The organism is Marinobacter salexigens (genome assembly GCF_002806945.1).
In the GTDB taxonomy this organism is placed as follows: domain Bacteria; phylum Pseudomonadota; class Gammaproteobacteria; order Pseudomonadales; family Oleiphilaceae; genus Marinobacter; species Marinobacter salexigens.
Genome location: NZ_NIHC01000006.1, coordinates 78,493 through 100,547 on the forward strand (window position 1 = coordinate 78,493; position 22,055 = coordinate 100,547).

At 52.3% G+C, this 22,055-nt stretch carries 16 protein-coding genes and 2 tRNA genes; 9 read left to right on the forward strand and 9 right to left on the reverse strand.

Translation table 11 applies throughout. The annotated features are described in order from the left end of the window. Positions 1–95 precede the first annotated feature (95 nt). Positions 96–968 (forward strand): NAD(P)-dependent oxidoreductase, encoded by an 873-nt coding sequence (locus tag CDH47_RS12620; protein WP_100640260.1) that lies wholly within the window; start codon positions 96–98, stop codon positions 966–968. A gap of 77 nt (positions 969–1,045) precedes the next feature. Here the strand turns inward: CDH47_RS12620 and topA are convergent, their stop codons facing one another. From topA to fadB, 3 genes are all read right to left on the reverse strand, one after another. Then, a complete protein-coding gene (topA, locus tag CDH47_RS12625) occupies positions 1,046–3,688 on the reverse strand; it encodes a type I DNA topoisomerase (RefSeq protein WP_100640261.1) in 2,643 nt (880 codons plus the stop codon). Positions 3,689–3,959: 271 nt separating this feature from the next. After that, on the reverse strand, positions 3,960–5,135 hold the full coding sequence (gene fadA, locus CDH47_RS12630) for an acetyl-CoA C-acyltransferase FadA (RefSeq protein ID WP_100640262.1): 1,176 nt from the start codon (positions 5,133–5,135) through the stop codon (positions 3,960–3,962). Positions 5,136–5,168: 33 nt separating this feature from the next. Next, positions 5,169–7,316, reverse strand: a complete 2,148-nt coding sequence (gene fadB / locus CDH47_RS12635) for a fatty acid oxidation complex subunit alpha FadB (protein WP_100640263.1) — start codon at positions 7,314–7,316, stop codon at positions 5,169–5,171. Between the two features lie 355 nt (positions 7,317–7,671). Between fadB and CDH47_RS12640 the strand changes: the two genes are divergently transcribed. Continuing rightward, the gene (locus tag CDH47_RS12640) at positions 7,672–8,490 is read left to right on the forward strand and encodes a hypothetical protein (RefSeq protein ID WP_100640264.1); all 819 of its coding nucleotides are present in this window, start codon (positions 7,672–7,674) and stop codon (positions 8,488–8,490) included. Between the two features lie 75 nt (positions 8,491–8,565). Further along, complete coding sequence (locus tag CDH47_RS12645) at positions 8,566–8,997, forward strand: universal stress protein (protein WP_100640265.1); 432 nt, start codon at positions 8,566–8,568, stop codon at positions 8,995–8,997. Between the two features lie 79 nt (positions 8,998–9,076). Here CDH47_RS12645 and CDH47_RS12650 read toward each other — a convergent pair whose 3' ends face one another. The 4 genes from CDH47_RS12650 to CDH47_RS12665 all read right to left on the reverse strand — a co-directional run bounded on the left by CDH47_RS12650 (position 9,077) and on the right by CDH47_RS12665 (position 12,703). Continuing rightward, positions 9,077–11,047 (reverse strand): ATP-binding cassette domain-containing protein, encoded by a 1,971-nt coding sequence (locus CDH47_RS12650; RefSeq protein WP_100640266.1) that lies wholly within the window; start codon positions 11,045–11,047, stop codon positions 9,077–9,079. Between the two features lie 8 nt (positions 11,048–11,055). Continuing rightward, entirely contained in the window at positions 11,056–11,850 is a 795-nt protein-coding gene (locus CDH47_RS12655; protein ID WP_100640267.1) for an MOSC domain-containing protein, read from the reverse strand. Positions 11,851–11,946: 96 nt separating this feature from the next. Beyond that, positions 11,947–12,022 (reverse strand) — tRNA-Gly (locus tag CDH47_RS12660). A gap of 78 nt (positions 12,023–12,100) precedes the next feature. Then, a complete protein-coding gene (locus CDH47_RS12665) occupies positions 12,101–12,703 on the reverse strand; it encodes a DUF924 family protein (RefSeq protein ID WP_100640268.1) in 603 nt (200 codons plus the stop codon). Positions 12,704–12,804: 101 nt separating this feature from the next. Between CDH47_RS12665 and CDH47_RS12670 the strand changes: the two genes are divergently transcribed. The 3 genes from CDH47_RS12670 (at position 12,805) to CDH47_RS12680 (ending at position 14,265) form a co-directional block, all read left to right on the forward strand. Then, positions 12,805–13,182: a sirohydrochlorin chelatase gene (locus tag CDH47_RS12670; RefSeq protein WP_100640269.1), complete on the forward strand. Its 378-nt coding sequence runs from the start codon at positions 12,805–12,807 to the stop codon at positions 13,180–13,182. Positions 13,183–13,193: 11 nt separating this feature from the next. Beyond that, positions 13,194–14,096 (forward strand): TIGR01777 family oxidoreductase, encoded by a 903-nt coding sequence (locus tag CDH47_RS12675; protein ID WP_100640270.1) that lies wholly within the window; start codon positions 13,194–13,196, stop codon positions 14,094–14,096. Between the two features lie 93 nt (positions 14,097–14,189). Next, positions 14,190–14,265, forward strand: a tRNA-Glu gene (locus CDH47_RS12680). A 67-nt stretch (positions 14,266–14,332) separates the two neighbouring features. Here the strand turns inward: CDH47_RS12680 and ccoM are convergent. Beyond that, positions 14,333–14,488: a cytochrome c oxidase subunit CcoM gene (gene ccoM / locus CDH47_RS17585; protein ID WP_193601657.1), complete on the reverse strand. Its 156-nt coding sequence runs from the start codon at positions 14,486–14,488 to the stop codon at positions 14,333–14,335. A gap of 240 nt (positions 14,489–14,728) precedes the next feature. Between ccoM and CDH47_RS12685 the strand changes: the two genes are divergently transcribed. From CDH47_RS12685 to pta, 3 genes are all read left to right on the forward strand, one after another. Beyond that, the gene (locus CDH47_RS12685; protein ID WP_100640271.1) at positions 14,729–17,146 is read left to right on the forward strand and encodes a bifunctional diguanylate cyclase/phosphodiesterase; all 2,418 of its coding nucleotides are present in this window, start codon (positions 14,729–14,731) and stop codon (positions 17,144–17,146) included. 21 nt (positions 17,147–17,167) lie between these two features. Continuing rightward, positions 17,168–18,355: an acetate/propionate family kinase gene (locus CDH47_RS12690; RefSeq protein ID WP_100640272.1), complete on the forward strand. Its 1,188-nt coding sequence runs from the start codon at positions 17,168–17,170 to the stop codon at positions 18,353–18,355. Between the two features lie 83 nt (positions 18,356–18,438). Beyond that, a complete protein-coding gene (pta, locus tag CDH47_RS12695; protein WP_100640273.1) occupies positions 18,439–20,595 on the forward strand; it encodes a phosphate acetyltransferase in 2,157 nt (718 codons plus the stop codon). A 26-nt stretch (positions 20,596–20,621) separates the two neighbouring features. Here the strand turns inward: pta and der are convergent, their stop codons facing one another. Next, on the reverse strand, positions 20,622–22,043 hold the full coding sequence (gene der / locus CDH47_RS12700) for a ribosome biogenesis GTPase Der (RefSeq protein WP_100640274.1): 1,422 nt from the start codon (positions 22,041–22,043) through the stop codon (positions 20,622–20,624). Positions 22,044–22,055 lie beyond the last annotated feature (12 nt).

The following is a 22,055-nucleotide window of genomic DNA, read 5'->3' on the forward strand; positions in this document are numbered from 1 at the left end:
GCGGCCTTTTTTTATCTGTTCAGTCTCGCCCTTTGAACCAGCAAACTGTTTGCTCTGTGCTAAGTTAACCTCCATAACTCTACAAGGAGAAACCAATGACTATCGCAACTTTTATCGGCCTTGGCGTTATGGGCTATCCCATGGCCGGCCACCTGGCCAACGCGGGCCTCGCTGTGCGCGTGTGGAACCGGTCGCCTGAAAAATCGGCGCAATGGGTCAAGGATTATTCCGGAAGCGCCTGCCAAACAATTAAAGAAGCCGTCAAAGACGCTGACTTTGTGATGACCTGTGTCGGTGCCGACAAGGACCTGATTACGGTTTATGAAGGAGACAATGGCATTCTGGCTAACGCAAAACCCGGTGCAATTCTGGTAGATCACACTACAGCATCTGCAGGGGTTGCCGAGAGGCTCGCTGAGGCGGCACGCAAAGCGGGCATGGGCTTCATTGACGCGCCTGTATCAGGGGGCCAGCAAGGCGCTCAAAACGGGCAGCTTACCGTCATGTGCGGTGGATCCGAGGGTGATTACACCAAAGCCCAATCTTTGCTGCAGCACTACGCCAGAGCTTTGAACCTGATGGGTCCCGCTGGTAGCGGACAGAAAACCAAAATGGTCAACCAGATTGCCATCGCCGGCTTGGTACAGGGGCTCTCGGAAGCCCTGCACTTTGCAGAACAGGCAAACCTTGACGTCAGAAAAGTGGTGGATGTTATCTCCAAAGGCGCAGCCCAATCCTGGCAAATGGAAAACCGCTCAGGAACCATGATTGATGGTGAGTTTGACCATGGATTTGCCGTGGACTGGATGCGTAAGGATCTGGGCATATGCCTGGATGAAGCGCGGAAAGTAAACGCTTCGTTGCCGGTTACAGCTCTGGTAGACCAGTTTTATGGTGACGTTCAGGAAATGGGGGGTAAACGCTGGGATACCTCCTCGTTAATTCAAAGACTGCGAAAGTTCAGATAAACCTGCAAACCTTCCAAACTAAAAGAGGTCAGAGCCGGAACTCTGACCTCTTTTTCACCCTTGAAGCGACTACCCCGCTATTTTTTGGTGCGAGGTACCCACTTCCCATCCACATACCACGCCGACCAACCCGTAGCCTTACCGTCTTTTTCAGACATTACATACTGCTCTTTGGTCTTTCGGCTATACCGGATGACCGTAGGATTCCCCTCCGGGTCACGCTCCGGGGCCTCCATCAGGTATGCATGCTTCGGATCGATTTCATCCCGATGTGGTTTGATTTCCATAACCAGAGGCGGGCGAGTTTCACGGTTTTTCGGGAATTTGCTGGCCGCCAAAAACATTCCTGACGCGCCATCACGCAACACATAGGTGTCGTCCACCTTCTGGCACTTCAACTCAGGCATGGGCACCGGATCCATTTTAGGTGGCGCCGGCTCCCCACTCTTCAAGAGCTTGCGGGTGTTTTTACAGGTGTCACTCATACAACCAAAATACTTGCCAAACCGGCCCGTTTTCAGCTGCATCTCAGAGCCACACTTGTCGCATTCCAGAGTCGGGCCATCGTAGCCTTTTATCCGGAAAGTACCTTCTTCCACTTCGTAACCGGAACAGTCGGGGTTATTACCGCATACGTGTAGTTTACGGGTCTCATCCACCAGATAACTGTCCATGGCTGTGGAGCATTTAGGGCAACGGCGCTTTTTGCGCAACAGCCTGGTTTCGCCCTCGCCTTCAACGTCATCGTCGGCACTGACCACTTCATCGCCTGACACCAGGTTGATCGTGGTTTTACAGCGCTCTTTAGGCGGCAGCGAATAGCCGGAGCAACCCAAGAACACACCTGTACTTGCAACACGAATCTGCATGTTACGACCGCACGTTGGACAAGGAATGTTAGTTTCTGTCGGATCGTTCGGGCGCATCCCGCCCTCACCATCAGCCGCCTCTGCAGATTCCAGTTGTTGACGGAAGTTGGCGTAAAAGTCGTTAAGAACCTTCTTCCATTCCACATCACCTAAAGCGATGCGATCCAGATCGCCTTCCATCTTGGCAGTGAAATCGAAGTCCATCAGGTTGGAAAAGGATTCACACAACCTTTCGGTGACAATCTCACCCATCTTTTCAGCATAGAAGCGCCGATTCTGCAGGCGCACATAACCCCGATCCTGAATAGTGGAGATAATCGATGCGTAGGTAGATGGCCGACCAATGCCCTGTTTTTCAAGCTCTTTTACCAGACTTGCTTCCGTGTAGCGCGGCGCCGGCTTGGTAAAGTGCTGGCTTGGCTCAAGTTTGTCGAGACTCAGAGCCTCCCCTACCTTGATGTCTGGCAAAGCAACATCTTCTTCTTTTTTGGCAGACTGAGGGGCGACCTTGAGAAAGCCCTCGAACTTGATGATGCGACCACGGGTACGTAACTCGTAGTCACCGTTAGCGACAACAATAGACGTGCTCAAGAACTCTGCTTCTGACATCTGGCAAGCAACGAACTGACGCCAAATCAGGTCGTAGAGCCTCTCAGCGTCTTTTTCAAGGCCACTAATCGCGGATGCCTGCCGAGTCACCTCCGTTGGGCGAATTGCCTCGTGAGCTTCCTGAGCGCCCTCTTTACTGCCATATACCTTTGGCTTCTCTGGCAGATAACGATCACCAAACTGATCCTTGATGTAATCGCGACAGCTGTTGATCGCATCCTGGCTCAGGTTAGTGGAATCAGTACGCATGTAGGTAATATAACCCGCCTCATAAAGGCGCTGGGCCAACATCATGGTTTTCTTGACGCTGAACCCCATACGGTTACTTGCAGCCTGCTGCAAGGTCGAAGTAATAAAAGGCGCACCTGGACGGGACTTAGTGGGTTTATCTTCCCGCTTGGCCACCTCAAAGCTGCCTGCTTTAAGGCGCTCTACGTGCTCATTGCTCTGCTGCTCGCTAACCGGACGATAAGGCTTATCGTTGTAGCGAGTCACCTCAAACCGCACTGGTTTAGGGTTGGCTTTGGCACCAAGACCGGCGAATAACTGCCAGTATTCTTCCGGCACAAACACCCGGATATCCCGCTCGCGCTCTGCAATCAGGCGCACAGCGACTGACTGAACACGGCCTGCCGACAAACCACGGGCAAGCTTGGCCCAAAGCAACGGCGACACCATGTAACCCACTACCCGATCAAGAAAGCGGCGGGCTTGTTGTGCGTTCACCTGATTAGTATCGAGACTTCCCGGATGCTCGAATGCTTCCTGGATAGCTCGCTTGGTGATTTCGTTAAACACTACACGGCGATACTTTTCAGGCTCGCCGCCGATAGCCTGTTTGAGATGCCACGCAATGGCCTCCCCTTCGCGGTCAAGATCCGTCGCCAGATAAATGTGGTCGGCATTCTTGGCAAGGCGCTTCAGCTCGCTGACGACCTTTTCCTTGCCAGGAAGAACTTCATACCGGGCACTCCAGTCATCATCGGGATCAACCCCCATCCGGGCAACCAACTGTTCCCGTGCTTTACGCTTTTTGTGCGCAACCTTATCTTCCGGGCTGAGCTTGCGAGTGATCGCCGCCTGCCTGGCGCGTTCTTTCGGATCGGACTGGGATCCGCTGCCACTAACAGGGAGATCACGAATGTGCCCAACACTGGACTTTACGATGAAGTCAGAGCCCAGGTACTTGTTGATGGTCTTCGCTTTCGCTGGTGACTCGACAATTACGAGACTTTTACCCATATCGGAGATCTGTATCCTTTGCGATAAATCGGCCGGTAAACAAGCAGACCGTAAACTCGCTGTAAAATCAATCGGCTGGAAAAACTATAGGAGCCGCCATTATGTATAGGCTCACTGTTTTACAGGGTCAGGAATAGCAAGACAACCCATTCTTTGTTTCAGTCATGCATTTTTCAAGTTTTCGGGAAGCAACGTATGGCCACCCTGAAACCAGAAAGGCCCGGCAGAAGCCGGGCCTTTCATAGAAGCGTTGCTGAATCCGCCTAGCGAATTACAGGCGCTCCCAGACCGTTGCGATGCCCTGACCCAAGCCGATACACATGGTGGATACACCAAGCTTACCGCCTTTGGCCTGCATCACGTTCAGTAGGGTGGTAGAGATACGAGCACCGGAGCAGCCCAGCGGATGCCCAAGAGCAATCGCGCCGCCGTTCAGGTTAACCTTCTCTTCCATAACACCCAGCAGTTTCAGGTCTTTCAGTACTGGCAAAGACTGACCGGCAAAGGCTTCGTTCAGTTCCCAGAAGTCGATATCTTCAACTTTCAGGCCTGCACGCTTAAGTGCCTTTTTGGTTGCCGGTACAGGCCCGTAGCCCATGATTGCGGGATCACAGCCAGCAACTGCCATGCTGCGAATCTTAGCAATCGGCTTCAGACCCAAGGCTTCTGCGCGCTCTGCAGACATCAGCACCATCGCGGAAGCACCGTCAGTCAGCTGAGAAGAAGTACCCGCCGTTACCGTACCGTTCTTTGGATCAAAAGCCGGCTTAAGCTGGCCAAGGGATTCCGCAGTGGTATCGGGGCGAATAGTCTCATCATGCTCAATCAGCACCTTGAAGCCATTCTCGTCGTGACCTTCAACAGGCACGATTTCGTTCTTGAAACGGCCTTCGAGGGTCGCTTCATGGGCCAGACGGTGCGAGCGAGCACCAAACTCATCCTGCTGCTGACGGGTAATGCCGTGCATTTTAGCCAACATTTCTGCAGTCAGACCCATCATGTTTGAGGCTTTAGCAGTGTATTTGGAAGCAGCCGGGTTGTGGTCGAAACCTTCCGTCATGGGTACATGGCCCATGTGCTCTACACCACCAACCACAAACACATCGCCGTTGCCGGTCATGATGGCTTGAGCTGCCGTATGGATTGCGCTCATGGCAGATCCACACAGACGGTTTACAGTCTGGGCTGCAGATTCATGAGGGATACGGGTCAGCAAGGAAATCTGCCGCGCCACGTTAAAGCCCTGCTCTTTGGTCTGGTTTACACAGCCCCAGATCACATCTTCAACTTCTTTCGGGTCGAGCTTCGGATTACGCTCGAAAAGCGCATCGATCAGCGTAGCCGACAGGGTTTCCGCACGCACATGGCGGAAACAACCATTTTTGGCACGACCCATCGGAGTCCGCACGCAATCGACGACGACAACGTCTCTCGGATTAAGGCTCATAGATCTTTCTCCGTTCGGAAATCTCGTTCAGGGTTAACCAAAGAACTTTTCACCAGTTTTGGCCATTTCACGCAGCTTCTCAGTCGGGTGATACAAAGGACCAAGATCTGCATACTTATCTGCCAGCTCAACAAACTTGTCGACACCCATATCGTCGATATAACGCAGGGCGCCTCCACGGAACGGCGGGAAGCCGATGCCGAAGATCAGACCCATATCGGCGTCAGCCGGGTCTTCAACAATGCCGTCTTCCAGGCAGCGAACGGTTTCAAGGCACAAAGGAAGCATCATGCGAGCAATGATGTCTTCGTCGCTGAACTCGTTCTTACCCTGAACAACCGGCTCAAGCAGCTTGTAGGTCTCTTCGTCGACAACCTTCTTCTGCTTACCCTTACGGTCCAGCTCGTACTTGTAGAAACCAAGGTCATTCTTCTGACCGTAACGGTTGTTTTCAAACATTACGTCGATAGCTGTGGTTTCTGCGTGCTTCATACGATCCGGGAAGCCGTCAGCCATTACTTCACCAGCGTGCTTGCCGGTATCCATGCCAACAACGTCCAGCAGGTATGCTGGGCCCATAGGCCAGCCGAATTTTTCCATAACCTTATCGACTTTCTGGAAGTCCGCACCGTCACGTACCAGGCCAACAAAACCGCCAAAGTAAGGGAACAGAACGCGGTTAACCAGGAAGCCCGGGCAATCGTTTACAACGATAGGGGTCTTACCCATTGCCTTGGCGTAAGCCACAGTGGTTGCGACCGCGCGATCACTGGTCTTCTTACCACGGATAACCTCAACCAGCGGCATCATGTGCACCGGGTTGAAGAAGTGCATACCGCAGAAGTTTTCCGGACGCTTCAGATTCTTGGCCAGAAGGTCGATGGAAATGGTCGAGGTGTTAGACGTCAGAATGGCGTCTTCACGAACCGCATCCTCTACTTCACGCAGAACCGCATCTTTAACTTTCGGATTTTCAACAACGGCTTCAACAACCAGATCTACGTTTTTGAAATCGCCGTAGTTAAGAGTTGGAGTAATGCTGTTGAGAACGTCAGCCATCTGACCTGCCTTCATGCGGCCTTTATCAACACGCTTGGTCAGCAGTTTCTTGGCTTCATTCAGACCCAGGGTAATACCATCCTGGTTAATGTCCTTCATGATGATCGGCGTGCCTTTCAGTGCAGACTGATAAGCCACACCACCACCCATGATACCAGCACCCAATACAGCAGCCAGTTTTACGTCAGACGCTTCTTTTTCCCACGCCTTGGCTTTCTTTTTCAGTTCCTGATCGTTCAGGAACAAGCCTACCAGGCAAGCTGCAACGTTAGTCTTCGCCATTTTGGCAAAGCCTTTCGCTTCAACTTCGATCGCCTTATCGCGAGTCATGCCAGCGTGCTTCTGCATCACCTTGATAGCTTCTACTGGTGCTGGGTAGTTCTTACCCGCTTTGCCACCAACAAACGCCTTGGAGATCTCAAATGCCATCATGCTTTCCATGGCATTCAGCTTGATCTTGCCTTTTTTCTCTTCGCGACGGGCTTCGTGGTCAAGCTTGCCTTCGTTGCACTGGTTAATAATGGCAACAGCAGCTTCAACGAGCTTTTCTGGCTCAACGATTGCGTCAACAGCGCCAGTTTTGAGGGCAGCGTCGGCACGGTTTTCTGCACCGCCACAAATCCACTCAACGGCGTTATCCACACCTACAAGGCGGGACAAACGAACAGTACCGCCAAAGCCCGGGAAAATACCCAGCTTGACTTCTGGCAGGCCTACTTTTGCCTTGGGAGCCATAACCCGGAAGTCTGTTGCCAGGCACATTTCAAACCCGCCACCCAGCGCAATGCCGTTGATAGCCGTTACGGTCGGGAACGGTAGGTCTTCTACCGCGCTGAAAATGGCATTTGCCTGCAGGTTGTTGGCAACCAGATCTTCTTCAGAACCGGCAAACAGGTCGGAAAACTCTGTAATGTCGGCACCAACAATGAAACTGTCTTTGGAACTGGTGACTACCAGACCCTTGAGTTTCTTCTGCGCTTTTAGCGCATCAGTCGCGGCGTGGAGCTCTTCAATGGTAAGACGGTTGAACTTGTTTACCGACTCGCCTTGCAAGTCGAAGTCCAACTGAGCGATCCCGCCTTCGATCTCTTTAACCGTGATGGCTTTACCTTCGTAAATCATCAACTGATCTCCAGTCTGTGTTTGGAACTGCCTCCAACTCTGGACAGCCCGCTTGAGGCGTTACCTGAGTTGTTTTGTGCAGCGAGATTTCGGTCACTGCCCGATCAAGCGACCCAATAATTCATACAGTCGTTTGAATCGTGAGGGCACACGATGTGTAAAAACGGCACGTTTGTCAATTTGTTTCTTAGTGGAACTTACATAATATGCGGATTTTTGCTTGGTATCTCAGTACAAGATAGTTTCATTACAATGCGTTACATACCAAAACTGCTTGATCGACCGGAAAACTTACTTTACCTTCGATCTACGACTTTGGTACACAATAATAAACGCTTTACGGAGAATCTGTCCGATGAAAACCACTTACCGGGGCACCCGCGCCTCACTGGTAGCCTCGCTGTTTTTATTTCTGCTTACCTCTATAAGCGTCAAGGCTCAGGAGTCTGACGACTTCCTTGCCCAACTGCACAATTTTCGTGTTAACAACTACGTTGCCCTGGATGCATATTACCGGTTCATCGGATCTGGCAGCACTGATACCTTGAATGAGATCGTGGCGGGTATCAACTCAGCCAACGATTCCATGAATTTTGTCACCGCAAGCACAACTGGTGGCTTGTCCAAAGCGCAAGTTGCAAGCCTCAATGGAGAGTTTGGCAAATTCAAAAGCCTGATGCGCGACAACATTAACGATGTGCGTAACACCGGCTACCCCGACCTTCGACTGGTTTCAGACATGGCTGACCAGGCCGTGGAGATGAATAACATGGCTACTGATTTGTATCAGATGGCTCAAGAGAACTCTCAAGCAGTGACCAGCCGGCGGGTTGAAGCTGCCAGGATGGGTGCCGTAAAAATTGCCCAGATGATGGCCAGGTACTCCGTACGAACCAACTCATCCGTAGCCCAGACATTTCAGGGAGCTGCCACAGGAACACCACTCGACGAGCAGGCCAGAGAGTTCGACACGCTGCTTGGAGAAATGAGCAAGGGTGAAACCGAAGGTGAGCTAGAGGCATTGTTGAGCGATGTCCACGCAAAATGGCAGTTCATCCGTGGCTCATACATCAACTATAATGAAAACAATGTAGGCTTTGTAATCGACAGGTACTCAAAACGCATCCTGGAGAGTCTGACAGCGGCAATCCCGCTTCTCCAACAAAGCGCCTAAATGCTGCGCGAGCCCTTCCCCTGGTCGGGCACGCGTACTATGCTGTAGCAAAGTAGATACATTAAGGAGTTAGGGATGTCTGCCTACAAAAAGATGCTTGTTGCCATCGATCTTACTGAAGAAGCACCGCAGGTTCTGGAGAAAGCAAAAATCATGAGCGAAGCTCATGGCGCAAACCTGGTTCTGGTGCACGTTGTCGAGCCCGTAGGATACGCCTATGGTGGCGATATTCCGATGGATCTGACAGAACTTCAGGAGCAACTTGGCAAAGCCGCGCGGGAACAGCTTGCTGCCTATGGTGAGCGCTTGGGCATCGATAAGGCCCACCAGATTGTTACCGTTGGTCGTCCGGAGTCAGAGATACACCGCTTGGTTAAAGAGCAGGCTGTTGATCTTGTGGTCGTGGGTAGCCACGGTCGAAAAGGCTTCCAGCTGTTACTGGGCTCAACGGCCAACGGCGTATTACACGGCACTGAATGCGATGTGCTGGCGATCAGAATCCGCTGAGGCACCTGGCAGTATCAGATGTCGAAAACACAGCCCGGGGCATGAACTGCCACCGGGCTTTTTATTGTATGCTAAAAGATCAGCCAGTCGCCTGCTCTTCCAACTCCATCCACCTTTCAATTACCTTCTCCAAGCTGGCCTCCTTCCGCTCCAGCTCCTCCAGAGTGGCCGCCACCTCTTCTGAGTCCCCAGCATAAAAGTCAGGAATAGCGATGCGTTCTTGAATGCTCGCAACCTCCTGTTCCAGTACTTCTATCTGACCTGGCAACTGCTCCAGCTCAAGCTTCAGCTTATAGCTTAGTTTGACAGGCTTGGCTTTGCTCCCAGCGCCATCCTGCATAGCACTTTTCCCCAGCCCGGTCTTTGCCGAAGAACTGTCCTGTTTCGTGGTGCTGTTCTGCTTTACAGATTTGAGTGCCTTGTCGTGCTGATCGGGGCGCACGCCCGCTGCCTCAGCCGGGAAGCGCCCGCCCTGGCGACGCCAATCACTGTATCCACCCACATACTCACGCACACGGCCCGAGCCATCCAGGAAGACTGTTTCCGTTACAACATTGTCCAGAAACTCACGGTCGTGACTGATAACAATGACAGTGCCCGCAAACTCGGAGAGCTGCTCTTCAAGCAGCTCAAGAGTTTCTACGTCCAGATCGTTGGTCGGCTCATCAAGCACCAGAATGTTTGCCGGTTTACTGAACAATTTTGCCAACAAAAGCCTTGCCCGCTCTCCCCCGGAAAATACCCGCACAGGCGATCTTGCGCGCTCGGGCGTAAATAGAAACTCCTGCAAATACCCAAGCACATGCTTGCTCTGACCGTTGATATCAATAAACTCCCGTCCTTCTGACAGGTTATCAAGGGCGTTACGGCTAAGATCGAGCTCTCCCCGGAGCTGGTCAAAGTAGGCAACCTGCAGGTTAGTGCCCAGGCGCACACTACCCTCTGTCGGTGCAAGATCGCCCAATAACAGGCGCACCAAGGTGGTTTTACCCGTTCCGTTCTCACCGACAAGGCCAATTTTATCTCCACGGAGCACGGTGAGATTCATATCACGAATAATCGGCCTTCCATCCGGATAGGCGAAGCCGGCATCAACCGCCTCAACAACCAGCTTGCCCGAGCGCGCGGCATCCTCTACCGCAAAGCTTGCTGTTCCGCCCCGCACCCTACGCTGCCGGTGTTCTTCCCGCATCGCCTTGAGCGCCCTGACCCGCCCCATATTACGAGTACGACGAGCTTTAATGCCTTGGCGAATCCAGGCTTCTTCCTGCTTAAGGCGCTTATCAAAAAGTGCGTTATCCCGCTCCTCCTCTTCGAGCGCTTTTTCCTTTAGCTCGAGATAACGATCATAAGAAGCGGCAAAGCTAATCAGCTTGCCGCGGTCCAATTCTACTACCCGGGTGGCCATGCTTCGTATGAACGCCCGATCGTGACTTACAAACAGCATGGCGCCACGGAAAGCCCCAAGTGCCTCCTCAAGCCAGGCAATTGCTGGAACATCAAGATGGTTGGTAGGCTCGTCAAGCAAAAGAATGTCCGGCTCTCCAACAAGGGCTCGGGCTAGCAAAACTCGCCGTTGCCAGCCCCCGGAAAGAGTATTGAGCCGCTGATCCGGGTCTATTCCGTATTGCGCAAGAATGCCACTAACTTTCTGATCAAGCATCCATCCATCAAGAGCTTCGATGCGCTCTTGCACCTTCATCATACGATCAAGGCTTGCTTCATCCACTTGCTGTGTAAGGGTATGGAACTCTGCCAATAACTGACCGGTTTCCGGGAAGGCACCGGCAACAACCTCGTACGCCGTTCTGGTGTCGTCAGAGGGCAGGTTTTGAGGCAGAACCGCCAGCACGGCGCCATCTTCCAGGCGCACTGTGCCGCCATCCGGAATGACCTCACCGCTGACAATTTTGAGCAGTGTGGACTTGCCCTCGCCATTTCTGCCCAACAGGCACACACGCTCTCCGGCATCGATAGCTAATGATGCCTGGTCAAGCAACGGGTGCATACCGTAAGCCAGGGAAATCGAGTCCAGCGTTAACAATGACACGTTGTGTTCTACTCCGATTCAATAACAGTGACGGAATCATCCAGATGGACAACCCCGGGGGATTCGTGAATGGCATTCTGGCCAAAAATCACACCATCTGGCGCTCTTCGGTAACCAGAAAGCTCTCTCAGAGGCTGCATGCCTGGATCTTTTACTCCGGTGTCCGGGTCAACAGTGGTAACAATGCAACGGGAGCTTGGTTTTACAATATCGAAACGGGTCTCCCCGATTTCAAGAGCATGCCAGTGATCTTCCTGCCACGGCGCCGGCCCGTGGATAACTATATTGGGTCGAAACCTGCGCATATCCACCGATGCATCAAGGCGACTGCTCAATTCATTCAGTGATGCCAGGTTGGTTATCAAAAACGGGAAACCATCAGCAAAACCTACTCGACGGTATTCAGTGACACGCCCGGCGTCCACCCGGCGAAACGAGGAGTCCGGCATATAAACGAAGCGCAACTCTTTGCCGCAAAAACGGCTTAGCGCAGCACTGGCAGATGCTTCACCTTCAACAGCCTTTACCCAGTCGCGCCAGACAAGCACTCGCAACTCTTGATCAGTCTGTTGCAATATGAAATCGCCCTCACCCGGAATATGAACACTTACCGCATCTCCGGTGAACGACGTGGTTATCCTGGCCATCCCGGGTATTTCTCTCTGGGTTACGAAACGGCGCTCACCATCCACAATCATCCAGCGCCGATCACCTTTCGGGCCAAAGTCGTCGATCTCAAAATACGGCACCTGAATACCAGCCAGGGATTTAACGGGATACACGTAGAGCGAATGGACTTTCAAGGCGCGCCTCCGGAGCCAGTGTTTAAGATGGGCGAGGCAGCCAGTATACCCAAAAACAAAAAACCCGACCTCTTTCGAGGCCGGGTTTCCGGAATTTGGAGCGGGAAACGAGATTCGAACTCGCGACCCCGACCTTGGCAAGGTCGTGCTCTACCAACTGAGCTATTCCCGCAGTGTTGGCCAGCTTGCGCTGACAACGGAGATGTATTCTACGCATCCCACCCCTTTCGTCAACTTTTTTTCCAATATTTTATTGGCCAAATCGCTGAGCGGTACGTAAATACTCATCTTCCGCCTCTGTCGAGGGTCGCCCGAGCGCCTGGTTTCTGTGGGGGAACCGGCCAAAACGTTCAATAATTTCCTGGTGATCCTGCGCCGAGTGAAGAAAGCTTTTCAAAAATTCCTGAAGCACCCCCTCTGTAGAAGCGACCAACTGACCGTAACACTCAACTGACAGACCCTGATCATCCAAACGCTCAGAATGTTGCAGCGGCATATAAATGAATGCCCTTTGAATTGGCGGGAGTGCAACATCGCACCCCTTGTGCATAGCTTCCTTGCAGAGCTTGTTGGCGAGCTTGTCCTGCTCAAACGCCAACCCAACTCCCCTATATATGTTTCTTGTAAACTGATCGAGCAAAATAATCTCCGCCAACCGACCTCCGGCGTGCTTGCGCCAATGGTCAAGCCCTTGTTCTGATGCGAACAGAACCATGGAAAAAAAACGGCGGCGAATTTCCTGATCAAACTTGCGGTTCGATTGAAACCACCGATTTCGGTGGTGGCTGTCAGGTAACCCATTTTCGTCTAATTCTCCGAACCAGAAATCCAGTATCTCTTTCCAATCGAACATTAGAGAACACCCTGTTATCTTGATTGACGGGACTGGCAGAGAATACCGGCCAGCAACCAAAATTACGACAAGCACTTTTAACTGACGATCGGAGAGCGTTCATGAGCAGTCGCCGCATTATCCTGTTGGCCCACGGCAGCAGCGACAAGCGCTGGTGCGAGACATTCGAAACCCTTGCTGAGCCTACACTGAAGGCTGTAACCAACTCGAGAATTGCATATATGGAGCTGGCAGCGCCATCTCTGGAGGCTGTTGTTCATGAAGGTGTAGCAACGGGAAACCGGGAATTTACGGTTGTACCTCTGTTTTTGGCGGCCGGACGCCACCTGCGCAAAGATGTGCCAGCCATGATCGCTGAGCTTGAGAAATCCACTGGCGCCAGCATCACGCTGAGCCCCCCTATTGGAGAGAATCCTCTTTTGGGGCTGGCGATCAAAGACGTAGTCGCACTGCAGCTTGACCCCAACGCCGGGCAATAAGGAGAAAAACCATGAACAAGCGCGTACTGATTACCGGTGGCACGGGCTTTATCGGCGGCGTGCTTTGCAGCGAACTGCTTTGCCGCGACTACAAGCTCACTGTTTTAAGTCGGCAACCGGCAGACAAAGTGCACTCCTTGTGTGGCCAGGTCGACGCAATCAATAACCTTGAAAACCTGAGATCCGATGCCGGTTACGATGCCGTAATCAACCTCGCAGGTGAAGGCATCGCCGACAAACGCTGGACTGCCGAGCGTAAACAGACATTACGGGATAGTCGTATTGGCTTGACTAATACCCTCACAGAAATCATCAATACCTGGGCTAAACCTCCAAAGGTCATGGTTTCCGGCTCCGCCGTTGGCTTTTATGGCGATCAGGGCAGCGCCCGGGTTACCGAAGATACCGCACCTCACAATGAGTTTACCCATCAACTATGCAGAGACTGGGAAAATGCCGCTCTCAAACTTGAATCTTCAGGTGTGCGGATATGCTTGTCCAGAACAGGTATCGTAGTTGGGCCCGGAGGTGGCTTTCTGCAGCGAATGATTTTGCCATTCAAACTCGGGCTAGGTGGCCGATTGGGAGCTGGCTACCAGTACATGCCCTGGATCCATCGCGACGATGTGGTTGCAGCTCTTATCTGGATGCTGGAAACACCAGATGCCTCAGGCGCCTACAATGTGGTTAGTCCCAGCCCAATCACCAACAGAGAGTTCACCCGCTGCCTTGCAAGCACTCTCAAACGGCCGGCGATACTTCCTGCGCCGGCGCCAGTCCTCAAAATTGTTCTGGGTTCCATGTCACATCTTTTATTAACTGGCCAACAAGCGGTGCCAGCAAGGCTGATTAATTCAGGATTCGAGTTTCGCTACCCCACACTCACAGAGGCACTTGAAGACGCCACAGGATAATCTTCGCTTTTTTTATCACAAAAGCGTTGACAGCTTGTGATGGCTTACTTAATATACGCGCCACCTCGACGAGGCAAGGTTTTGAAGCGTTGCGTCCCCTTCGTCTAGTGGCCTAGGACTCCGCCCTTTCACGGCGGCAACAGGGGTTCGAACCCCCTAGGGGACGCCATTTCTACTTCACAGAACACCTACGAAGCAGAATTCGCTCATCTCACCATTTTCCAATGGCGCCAAACTCAGGCGACCTTACCTCCAGCGCCAACATCCTTCTTGGCCTGAATGTCATCATGTGCTTTCTGATCTCGCATCACGAAAACTCCCACACCAATAAAAAATACAACCATCAAAAGTACAGTCGCAATTCCAGCAAAAACTACAGCGTCCATATACATAACGTTTCACCACTCCTTCCAAACTTGATTATCCTCAGGTTACGTCACTGCCGAATACCCATGTTGATCCAGATCAATAGAAGCATCACTCCTGAACGCGAAAACTACGGCTACAAAACCGAACATTAATCTCTCTGTTTTGCGTGGCTTTTCAGGGTATTTGGTAGGTAGGACTGCTATAGTCGACGCATAATAGGACACCCGTGAACATCAACAGGTCTGGATGGCTGAAGTACAAAAATGCCGAAACTGCCGACACGCTTTCAACGTTTTCGCTCGGGCTCTCCCCTGTCCTACAGGCTGCTTGCTTGGATACTTCTGTTCAGCTCAATATTCTCCCTGATTGCATCTGCCATACAAATATATTCTGATTACCGCAAAGAGCTCTCCCAGATCGACAGCCGTATGCATGTGGTTGAATCCGGGTACGCCTCCAGCCTTGCCAGAAGCCTTTGGGCACTCGACAAGAAACTGCTTCAGACACAGATGGAAGGCATACTCAGCTTGCCAGATATTGCTCATATCAGGCTTAACATTGAGCCGGACTCAGAACTGGTTATGGGGGAAATTACCCGAGGGACTGACACTAAATCCCACAAGTTCGATCTGGTGCATGAGAGTAATGGCGTATTCAAACTCGGCGAACTGACCGTAACGGCCAATCTGGATCGCGTTTATGATGATCTCAAGGTAAAAGTCGGCATTATTCTGACTACCGAGTTCCTGAAAACGTTTTTCGTGGCGATCCTGATTGTCTGGGTATTCCAGCATTTTGTAGCTCGCCATCTAACAGCCATGGCCAACTACGCGAAAGATATATCCCTGAAAAATCTCGGCACCCCCCTTACTCTGGACCGTCCCGACACCGCCTCACATCGCAATGATGAAATCGGGCGTGTAACTGAAGCAATTAATCAGATGCGCGTTCGCCTGAATGCCGACATGGAACGCCAAGAGAAAGATGCTGCCGAGATTCACAAGTTCTCCAAGGCGATCGAACAAAGCCCATCCTCGGTTGTTATATGTGATCGTCAGTGGCGGGTCGAGTTTGCCAACCGTAAGTTCACCCAGCTCACAGGTTACAGCTCCGAATCTATTGTTGGTCGCCACCCTGGCGCGCTCAGCAATAACAATGTTGAAAACCATGACAACCGGCAGCTCTGGCAAGCAATCCGTTTACAGGTTCAGCGTGTGGGCGTCTGGCAGGGTGAAGTCAACAGCACTCGGCGTAATGGTGAGCGGTTCTGGGAGCAGTTGATCGTTACACCCATAAAGGATAGCAGCGGCGATGCCACGGGCTACCTTATTCTCGGCGAGGACATCAGCATCCGAAAGCGCTATGAGCAGCAGTTATTGCGCCAGGCGAACTACGATGTCCTGACCGGTCTCCCCAACCGAATGCTGGCGTTGGATCGGCTCAAGCTCGCCTTGGCTCAGGCACGCCGGGAAAGCTCCATGGTGGGGGTCATGTTTCTCGACCTTGATAACTTCAAGCACATCAACGATACCCTGGGCCACGATGCTGGCGACAACCTGTTGATTGAGGCTGCCAGGCGAATCTCGAGCTGCCTGCGTGGCAGCAGCACTGTTGCAAGGCTTGGAGGAGATGAGTTCCTTGTTATCCTACCGGGGCTTAGCGGATCGGGTTCCGCTTCTCAGGTAGCCGAACGCATTCTTGAAAACTTTACCCCGGCCTATACCCTCAATGGTCAGGAAGTATTTGTTACCACTAGCATTGGCATTGCGGTGTTCCCCAAAGATTCTGATAATTCCGGCACGCTTCTGCAGCATGCAGATGCAGCAATGTACCAAGCCAAACGACAAGGAAAGAGTTCTTACGCGCACTTCACCCCGGAAATGTCCCAGATATCCCATGAGCGCCTACAAATGGAATCCCGCATGCGGAGGGCGCTGGAGCTAAACGAATTTGAGCTTTATTTTCAGCCTATTGTGGATATGATTACGGGTGAAGTTCGTGCTGCGGAGGCACTACTACGCTGGAACAATCCCGTTATGGGTATGATTATGCCAGATCGCTTTATTCCTCTGGCTGAAGAAACCGGGCTTATTATTGGTATCGGTGAATGGGTGCTTGAGCAAGCCTGCCTTGCTGCTGTCCGCTGGAAAACCATAACCGGCCGAGACATTGGCATATCGGTAAACGTGTCTCCACGACAGTTCCGTGACGTTGGCTTCATCAACGCCATTATGAGTGCGCTGTCTCACAATGGTCTGTCACCCGAGTTACTGGAACTGGAAATCACCGAGCGCCTGCTGCTCGATAATTCAATTGAAACGGCAGAAATCCTGAGAGAGCTGGACCGCGCAGGTGTTCGCCTGTCGGTGGACGATTTCGGCACTGGCTACTCCGCTCTCAGTTACCTTAAAACTTATCCGTTTGATTCTCTGAAAATTGACAAAACATTCATTCACGATGTAACCAATACACCAGAGGGTACTTCCCTCGTATGTGCAATAATCAATATGGCTCACAGCTTGGGACTGAAGACTATAGCCGAAGGCGTTGAGGAGGAATCACAAGCCAACTTTCTGACCCAGGAAGGCTGTGATATGTCCCAAGGCTACTTCTATAGTCGTCCACTCCCAACCGGGGAGTTTAGTGAATGGCTCGAAGCCAATCACCAGACACAAACGTGACACTCAGGGAACCAGAGAAACATGAAACAATCCATTCTTGTCGTTAACTGCGGCAGCTCGTCTCTGAAACTTGCGCTATTCGACGAAAATGAAAACAAGCTCGCATCTGCGATAGCGGAGCGACTAAGCGGGCCCGACGCATTTGCGCGAATCGATGGCGACGACCGTACTGTCCCACTGCCGCGCAGTGCTAACCACAAGCAGGCCCTGATAGCTTTGGTGTTGGCGTTTCGTGAGCGGCGGCTGGTGTCTGCAGCCCCTACCTCTATTGGGCACCGTGTAGTGCATGGAGGAGAAACTTTTCGCGAAGCGGTTCTTATTAACGATGGTGTCGTGGAAGCAATCAACGACTGTGCAGGGTTGGCACCCCTCCACAACCCGGTAAACCTTGCCGGCATTGAAGCCACCCGGGAACAGTTTCCTGAAATCCCGCAGGTTGCAGTATTTGATACAGCTTATCACCAGACTCTCCCACCACATGCCTACCTTTATGCGTTACCAGAATCCTACTATAGGGACTGGAGTGTGAGGCGTTACGGGTTTCATGGCACCAGCCATTTCTTCATGGTTAATGAAGCGGCCCGCTTGCTTGATAAAACCCTTGAAACCACTTCCATTATTTCAGCTCACCTGGGCAACGGGTGCAGCATAGCAGCAATAAAGAATGGCTTGAGCGTGGACACCAGCATGGGGCTGACGCCGCTCGAAGGACTGGTAATGGGCACACGCAGCGGTGACATCGATCCCGGACTTTTTGACTACCTGGCTTCGCGAGGCATGCAGTTGGACGAGGTGCACAAGGTACTCAACAAAAACAGTGGGCTACTTGGCATTTCGGGGAAAACCAACGACATGCGTACTCTCTGTGAGCTGGCCGATCAGGGGCACGAGCCCTCTGCACTTGCCATAGACATATTCTGCTTCCGCCTGGCAAAGTACGTGGGCGCCATGATGGCTTCACTGAGTGACCTGGATGCCTTGGTATTTACCGGCGGCATTGGTGAAAACAGTAATCGCGTACGGGAAAAAACACTGAGCCATCTGAAACTGCTCGGGTTCGAGCTGGATGCAGACAAGAATGAGCATCACGGGCGCGAAAGCAATGGCAGAATAGAGAACGCCAATTCACGATTCCCGGTTCTCGTTATTCCGACCAACGAAGAACTCGTCATTGCACGCGAAGCTTCGCGCTTGGCCGCCAGTTATTAAATCAAAGTTGCTGGACTGCCTGCTGATTTCACAACCACCCCCTACTCCCAGAACTCATCAGAAGAGAGACCGGACCCCTTTTTATGGCCAAAAGCTTGTTTATTGCACCTACAACAATGGATTCAGGGCTCACATCCGTTTGCCTTGGTTTATTACGCGCCATGGAGCGTGTAGGTATCAGTGTTGGATTCTACAAACCCTTTCGCCAGTCGGTTAATCAGGGTGAAATGCTGCATACTGATGGCAATGATGCATCAGTTACCTTTGTACGCTCACGCAGCCATCTTCAGCCACCCGACCCCATCCCCCTGAAGAAGGCTCAGCACTTGCTGAACCGTGGTAAGTCCGATCTGCTGATGGAGTCTGTGGTTGGCGAGTACCAAAAAGTTGCTAAAGATGTTGATGTAGTGGTCATTGAAGGCCTTGTTCCAGATCGCCATGAAGCCTATATAGCAAGGCTTAACGTGGAAGTTGCACGCAACCTCGGTTCGGAGGTTGTGCTGGTTAGCACTCCGGGCAAGAGCAGCCCCAGCGAACTGGATGAAGAACTGGATTTCTCGGCGCGCCTGTTTTCGGATATATCCGCGCAGGATGTGATCGCTGTTATTCTTAATAAAGTCGGTGAGCCCGAAAGGTCGGGACTGGAACCTTATAGTGCCACCGCCCTGCCCGAAGATGAAACCATCGACTACCAAAATAAATGTAAGGTTTTCCGGGACGGTCGCTTCCGCTTATTGGGACAAACTCCGTGGCAGGCTGATTTGTTGGCGCCGAGAGTCTCTGATATCGCCAGAGAATTGGATGTGCCGGTACTGTATGAAGGTCAGATGCAAACTCGCAGGGTTCAAAGAGTATCCGTCTGCGCGCGCTCTATCCGGAATATGACAGAAACTCTGGGGCCCGGCACACTGATGGTCACTCCCGGAGATCGTGAAGACATCATTGTGACAACAGCCGTTGCCGCATTGAATGGCGTGCCCCTGGCCGGCCTGATGCTCACTGGCGGGCTTATGCCGGATCAGCGCGTTATTGATCTGTGCTACCGGGCACTGCATACAGGTTTGCCGGTTCTGAGCTCGCCAGCCAATACCTATGAAACCGCCCAGATGCTCGCGAACCTGTCCACCGCGATCCCGACTGACGATCCAGACCGGATTGAGAAGGCGATGGAAGCTGTGGCAACAAGGATTGATACCGACTGGCTGCAAGAACACCTTCGAGTTGAAGTGCAGAGCCGGCTTTCTCCTCCGGCATTCCGCTACCAGCTCTCTGAGCGTGCTCGTGCTGCGAACAAACGGATCGTCCTGCCAGAAGGCAGCGAACCGCGCACGGTTCAGGCTGCAATCATCTGCCACCAACGCAAGATCGCACGCTGTGCTCTGATCGGCGACGAAACGGAAATTCGTGATGTTGCCACCTCGCAAGGCTTTGAGCTGCCCGATGATATTGAGATCATTGACCCGATCAAGGTGCGCAAAAACTATGTCGCTGCCATGGTGGATCTACGCAAGCACAAAGGGCTTGCCCCGGATATCGCCGAAGCGATGTTAGAGGATAACGTGGTACTGGGCACCATGATGGTCGCTCTGGATGAGGCGGACGGTCTCGTTTCCGGTGCCATTCACACCACCGCCAACACAGTACGCCCGGCCCTGCAGCTGATCAAGACCCATGATCACGCTCGCGTGGTGTCGTCAGTTTTCTTCATGTTACTGCCACAACAGGTGGTAGTTTACGGAGACTGTGCAATTAACCCTGATCCAAATGCAGAAGAACTTGCCGATATTGCCATCCAGAGCGCCGAGTCCGCTGAAGCATTTGGTGTGGAGCCAGTGGTCGCCATGATCAGCTACAGCACAGGCGAATCCGGAAGTGGGCACGATGTAGTGAAGGTGCGAGAGGCAACCAGAATTGCTCGTGAACGCCGGCCCGACTTGGCGATTGATGGCCCTCTGCAATACGACGCTGCGGCAATCGAAAGCGTTGCCAGGAGCAAAGCCCCCGATAGCAAGGTTGCCGGAAAAGCAACGGTGTTCATTTTCCCGGATCTCAACACAGGCAACACAACCTACAAGGCGGTTCAGCGAAGCGCGAACGTGGTCAGCATTGGGCCTATGCTTCAGGGTTTAAGAAAGCCGGTTAATGATCTTTCAAGGGGTGCTTTGGTAGAGGATATTGTATTTACCATCGCATTGACGGCAGTTCAGGCGAAACAAGTGGAGAATGCGGGGCTGGCGTGAGCTGCCCCGCTCAACATACAGACCTGTCAGCGTTTGGTGCTTTTCTGGCGGGTCTTTTTCACTTGGCGCCCTGCCTTCAGATCATTATCCTGCTTAACCCTCTGCCGTGGCGTTTTCCGATCAACCTTATTAGCAAAGGGGTTCTCACTGGAACGGAACTCAAACCGGATTGGAGAGCCTGTCACCTTCAGCACTTTACGAAACGTATTTTCCAGATAGCGCTTGTAAGAGCCAGGCAACGCGTCCGTCTGATTACCGTGCACAACAACGACCGGAGGATTAGACCCGCCCTGGTGTGCATAGCGCAACTTGATTCTGCGCCCGCGCACCATAGGTGGTTGATGCTGTGAGATGGCATCTTCCAGAATCGCTGTCAGGCGGTTAGTTTGCCATTTCGCCATGGCGGACTCGTAGCAGGCGTCCACTGATTCGTACAACACGCCTACGCCGGAGCCATGGAGTGCAGAAATATAGTGTTTGTCAGCATAATCCAGAAAATCAAGGCGTCGCTTTACCTGTTCTTTTACTTTGGCGCGGTCCTCGGGATCCATTCCATCCCACTTATTAACCGCGATTACCAGTGAACGCCCTGCATCAAGAACAAAACCAATCAGGTGCAAATCCTGATCCACCAATCCTTCACGGGCATCAATCACCAATATGACCACATGAGCATCTTCAATGGCCTTCAATGTCTTGATGATGGAAAACTTTTCTACAACCTCACTAACATTCTTGCGACGTCGAATGCCGGCGGTATCAATAAGTGTGTATTGCTTGTCATGACGCTCATACGGGATGTAAACACTGTCACGGGTGGTACCAGGCATGTCATAGACAACTACCCGCTCTTCACCCAACAACCTGTTAACCAGTGTCGATTTACCTACGTTAGGGCGCCCGACAATACCAATTCGAATTCCCGGATAACGGTCCGCGCTGTCGGCTGCAATCCGATCTTCCTCAGACGGAAGAAGCAGTTCCAGCATTGAGCGGATACCACGGTTATGAGAAGCAGCAACCATAAAGGTTGATGAAAAGCCGAGGCTATAGAATTCAGCGGCCGCGACATCCGGATCTTGACCATCTGTTTTATTTACGACCAGATGAGCCTGTTTTCCAGACTTGCGCAGGTGATTCGCTATCATCTCGTCACCTGCCGTAAGGCCTGCACGGCCATCCACCAGGAACAGAACAATGTCCGCCTCATCTACCGCCTGCATGGATTGCCGGGCCATCTCCAGATCCAGCCCTTCTTCGGCTCCCGTCAGGCCGCCGGTATCAATCACGATGAAGCGCTGATCCTCGTATGTGCCCTCACCGTACTTCCGGTCCCGGGTCAGACCCGGAAAGTCCGCCACCAGAGCATCGCGTGAACGCGTCATCTGGTTGAATAATGTCGACTTGCCAACATTTGGGCGGCCGACAAGGGCAATTACTGGAGTCATAATGGGTCGCTA

Excerpts from the sequence above, each read along its gene's own strand:
- CDH47_RS12620 (WP_100640260.1), top strand. The coding sequence starts at position 96 with ATGACTATCGCAACTTTTATCGGCCTTGGCGTTATGGGCTATCCCATG.
- topA (WP_100640261.1), bottom strand. The coding sequence starts at position 3,688 with ATGGGTAAAAGTCTCGTAATTGTCGAGTCACCAGCGAAAGCGAAGACC.
- fadA (WP_100640262.1), bottom strand. The coding sequence starts at position 5,135 with ATGAGCCTTAATCCGAGAGACGTTGTCGTCGTCGATTGCGTGCGGACT.
- fadB (WP_100640263.1), bottom strand. The coding sequence starts at position 7,316 with ATGATTTACGAAGGTAAAGCCATCACGGTTAAAGAGATCGAAGGCGGG.
- CDH47_RS12640 (WP_100640264.1), top strand. The coding sequence starts at position 7,672 with ATGAAAACCACTTACCGGGGCACCCGCGCCTCACTGGTAGCCTCGCTG.
- CDH47_RS12645 (WP_100640265.1), top strand. The coding sequence starts at position 8,566 with ATGTCTGCCTACAAAAAGATGCTTGTTGCCATCGATCTTACTGAAGAA.
- CDH47_RS12665 (WP_100640268.1), bottom strand. The coding sequence starts at position 12,703 with ATGTTCGATTGGAAAGAGATACTGGATTTCTGGTTCGGAGAATTAGAC.
- CDH47_RS12670 (WP_100640269.1), top strand. The coding sequence starts at position 12,805 with ATGAGCAGTCGCCGCATTATCCTGTTGGCCCACGGCAGCAGCGACAAG.
- CDH47_RS12675 (WP_100640270.1), top strand. The coding sequence starts at position 13,194 with ATGAACAAGCGCGTACTGATTACCGGTGGCACGGGCTTTATCGGCGGC.
- ccoM (WP_193601657.1), bottom strand. The coding sequence starts at position 14,488 with ATGTATATGGACGCTGTAGTTTTTGCTGGAATTGCGACTGTACTTTTG.
- CDH47_RS12685 (WP_100640271.1), top strand. The coding sequence starts at position 14,729 with ATGCCGAAACTGCCGACACGCTTTCAACGTTTTCGCTCGGGCTCTCCC.
- CDH47_RS12690 (WP_100640272.1), top strand. The coding sequence starts at position 17,168 with ATGAAACAATCCATTCTTGTCGTTAACTGCGGCAGCTCGTCTCTGAAA.
- pta (WP_100640273.1), top strand. The coding sequence starts at position 18,439 with ATGGCCAAAAGCTTGTTTATTGCACCTACAACAATGGATTCAGGGCTC.
- der (WP_100640274.1), bottom strand. The coding sequence starts at position 22,043 with ATGACTCCAGTAATTGCCCTTGTCGGCCGCCCAAATGTTGGCAAGTCG.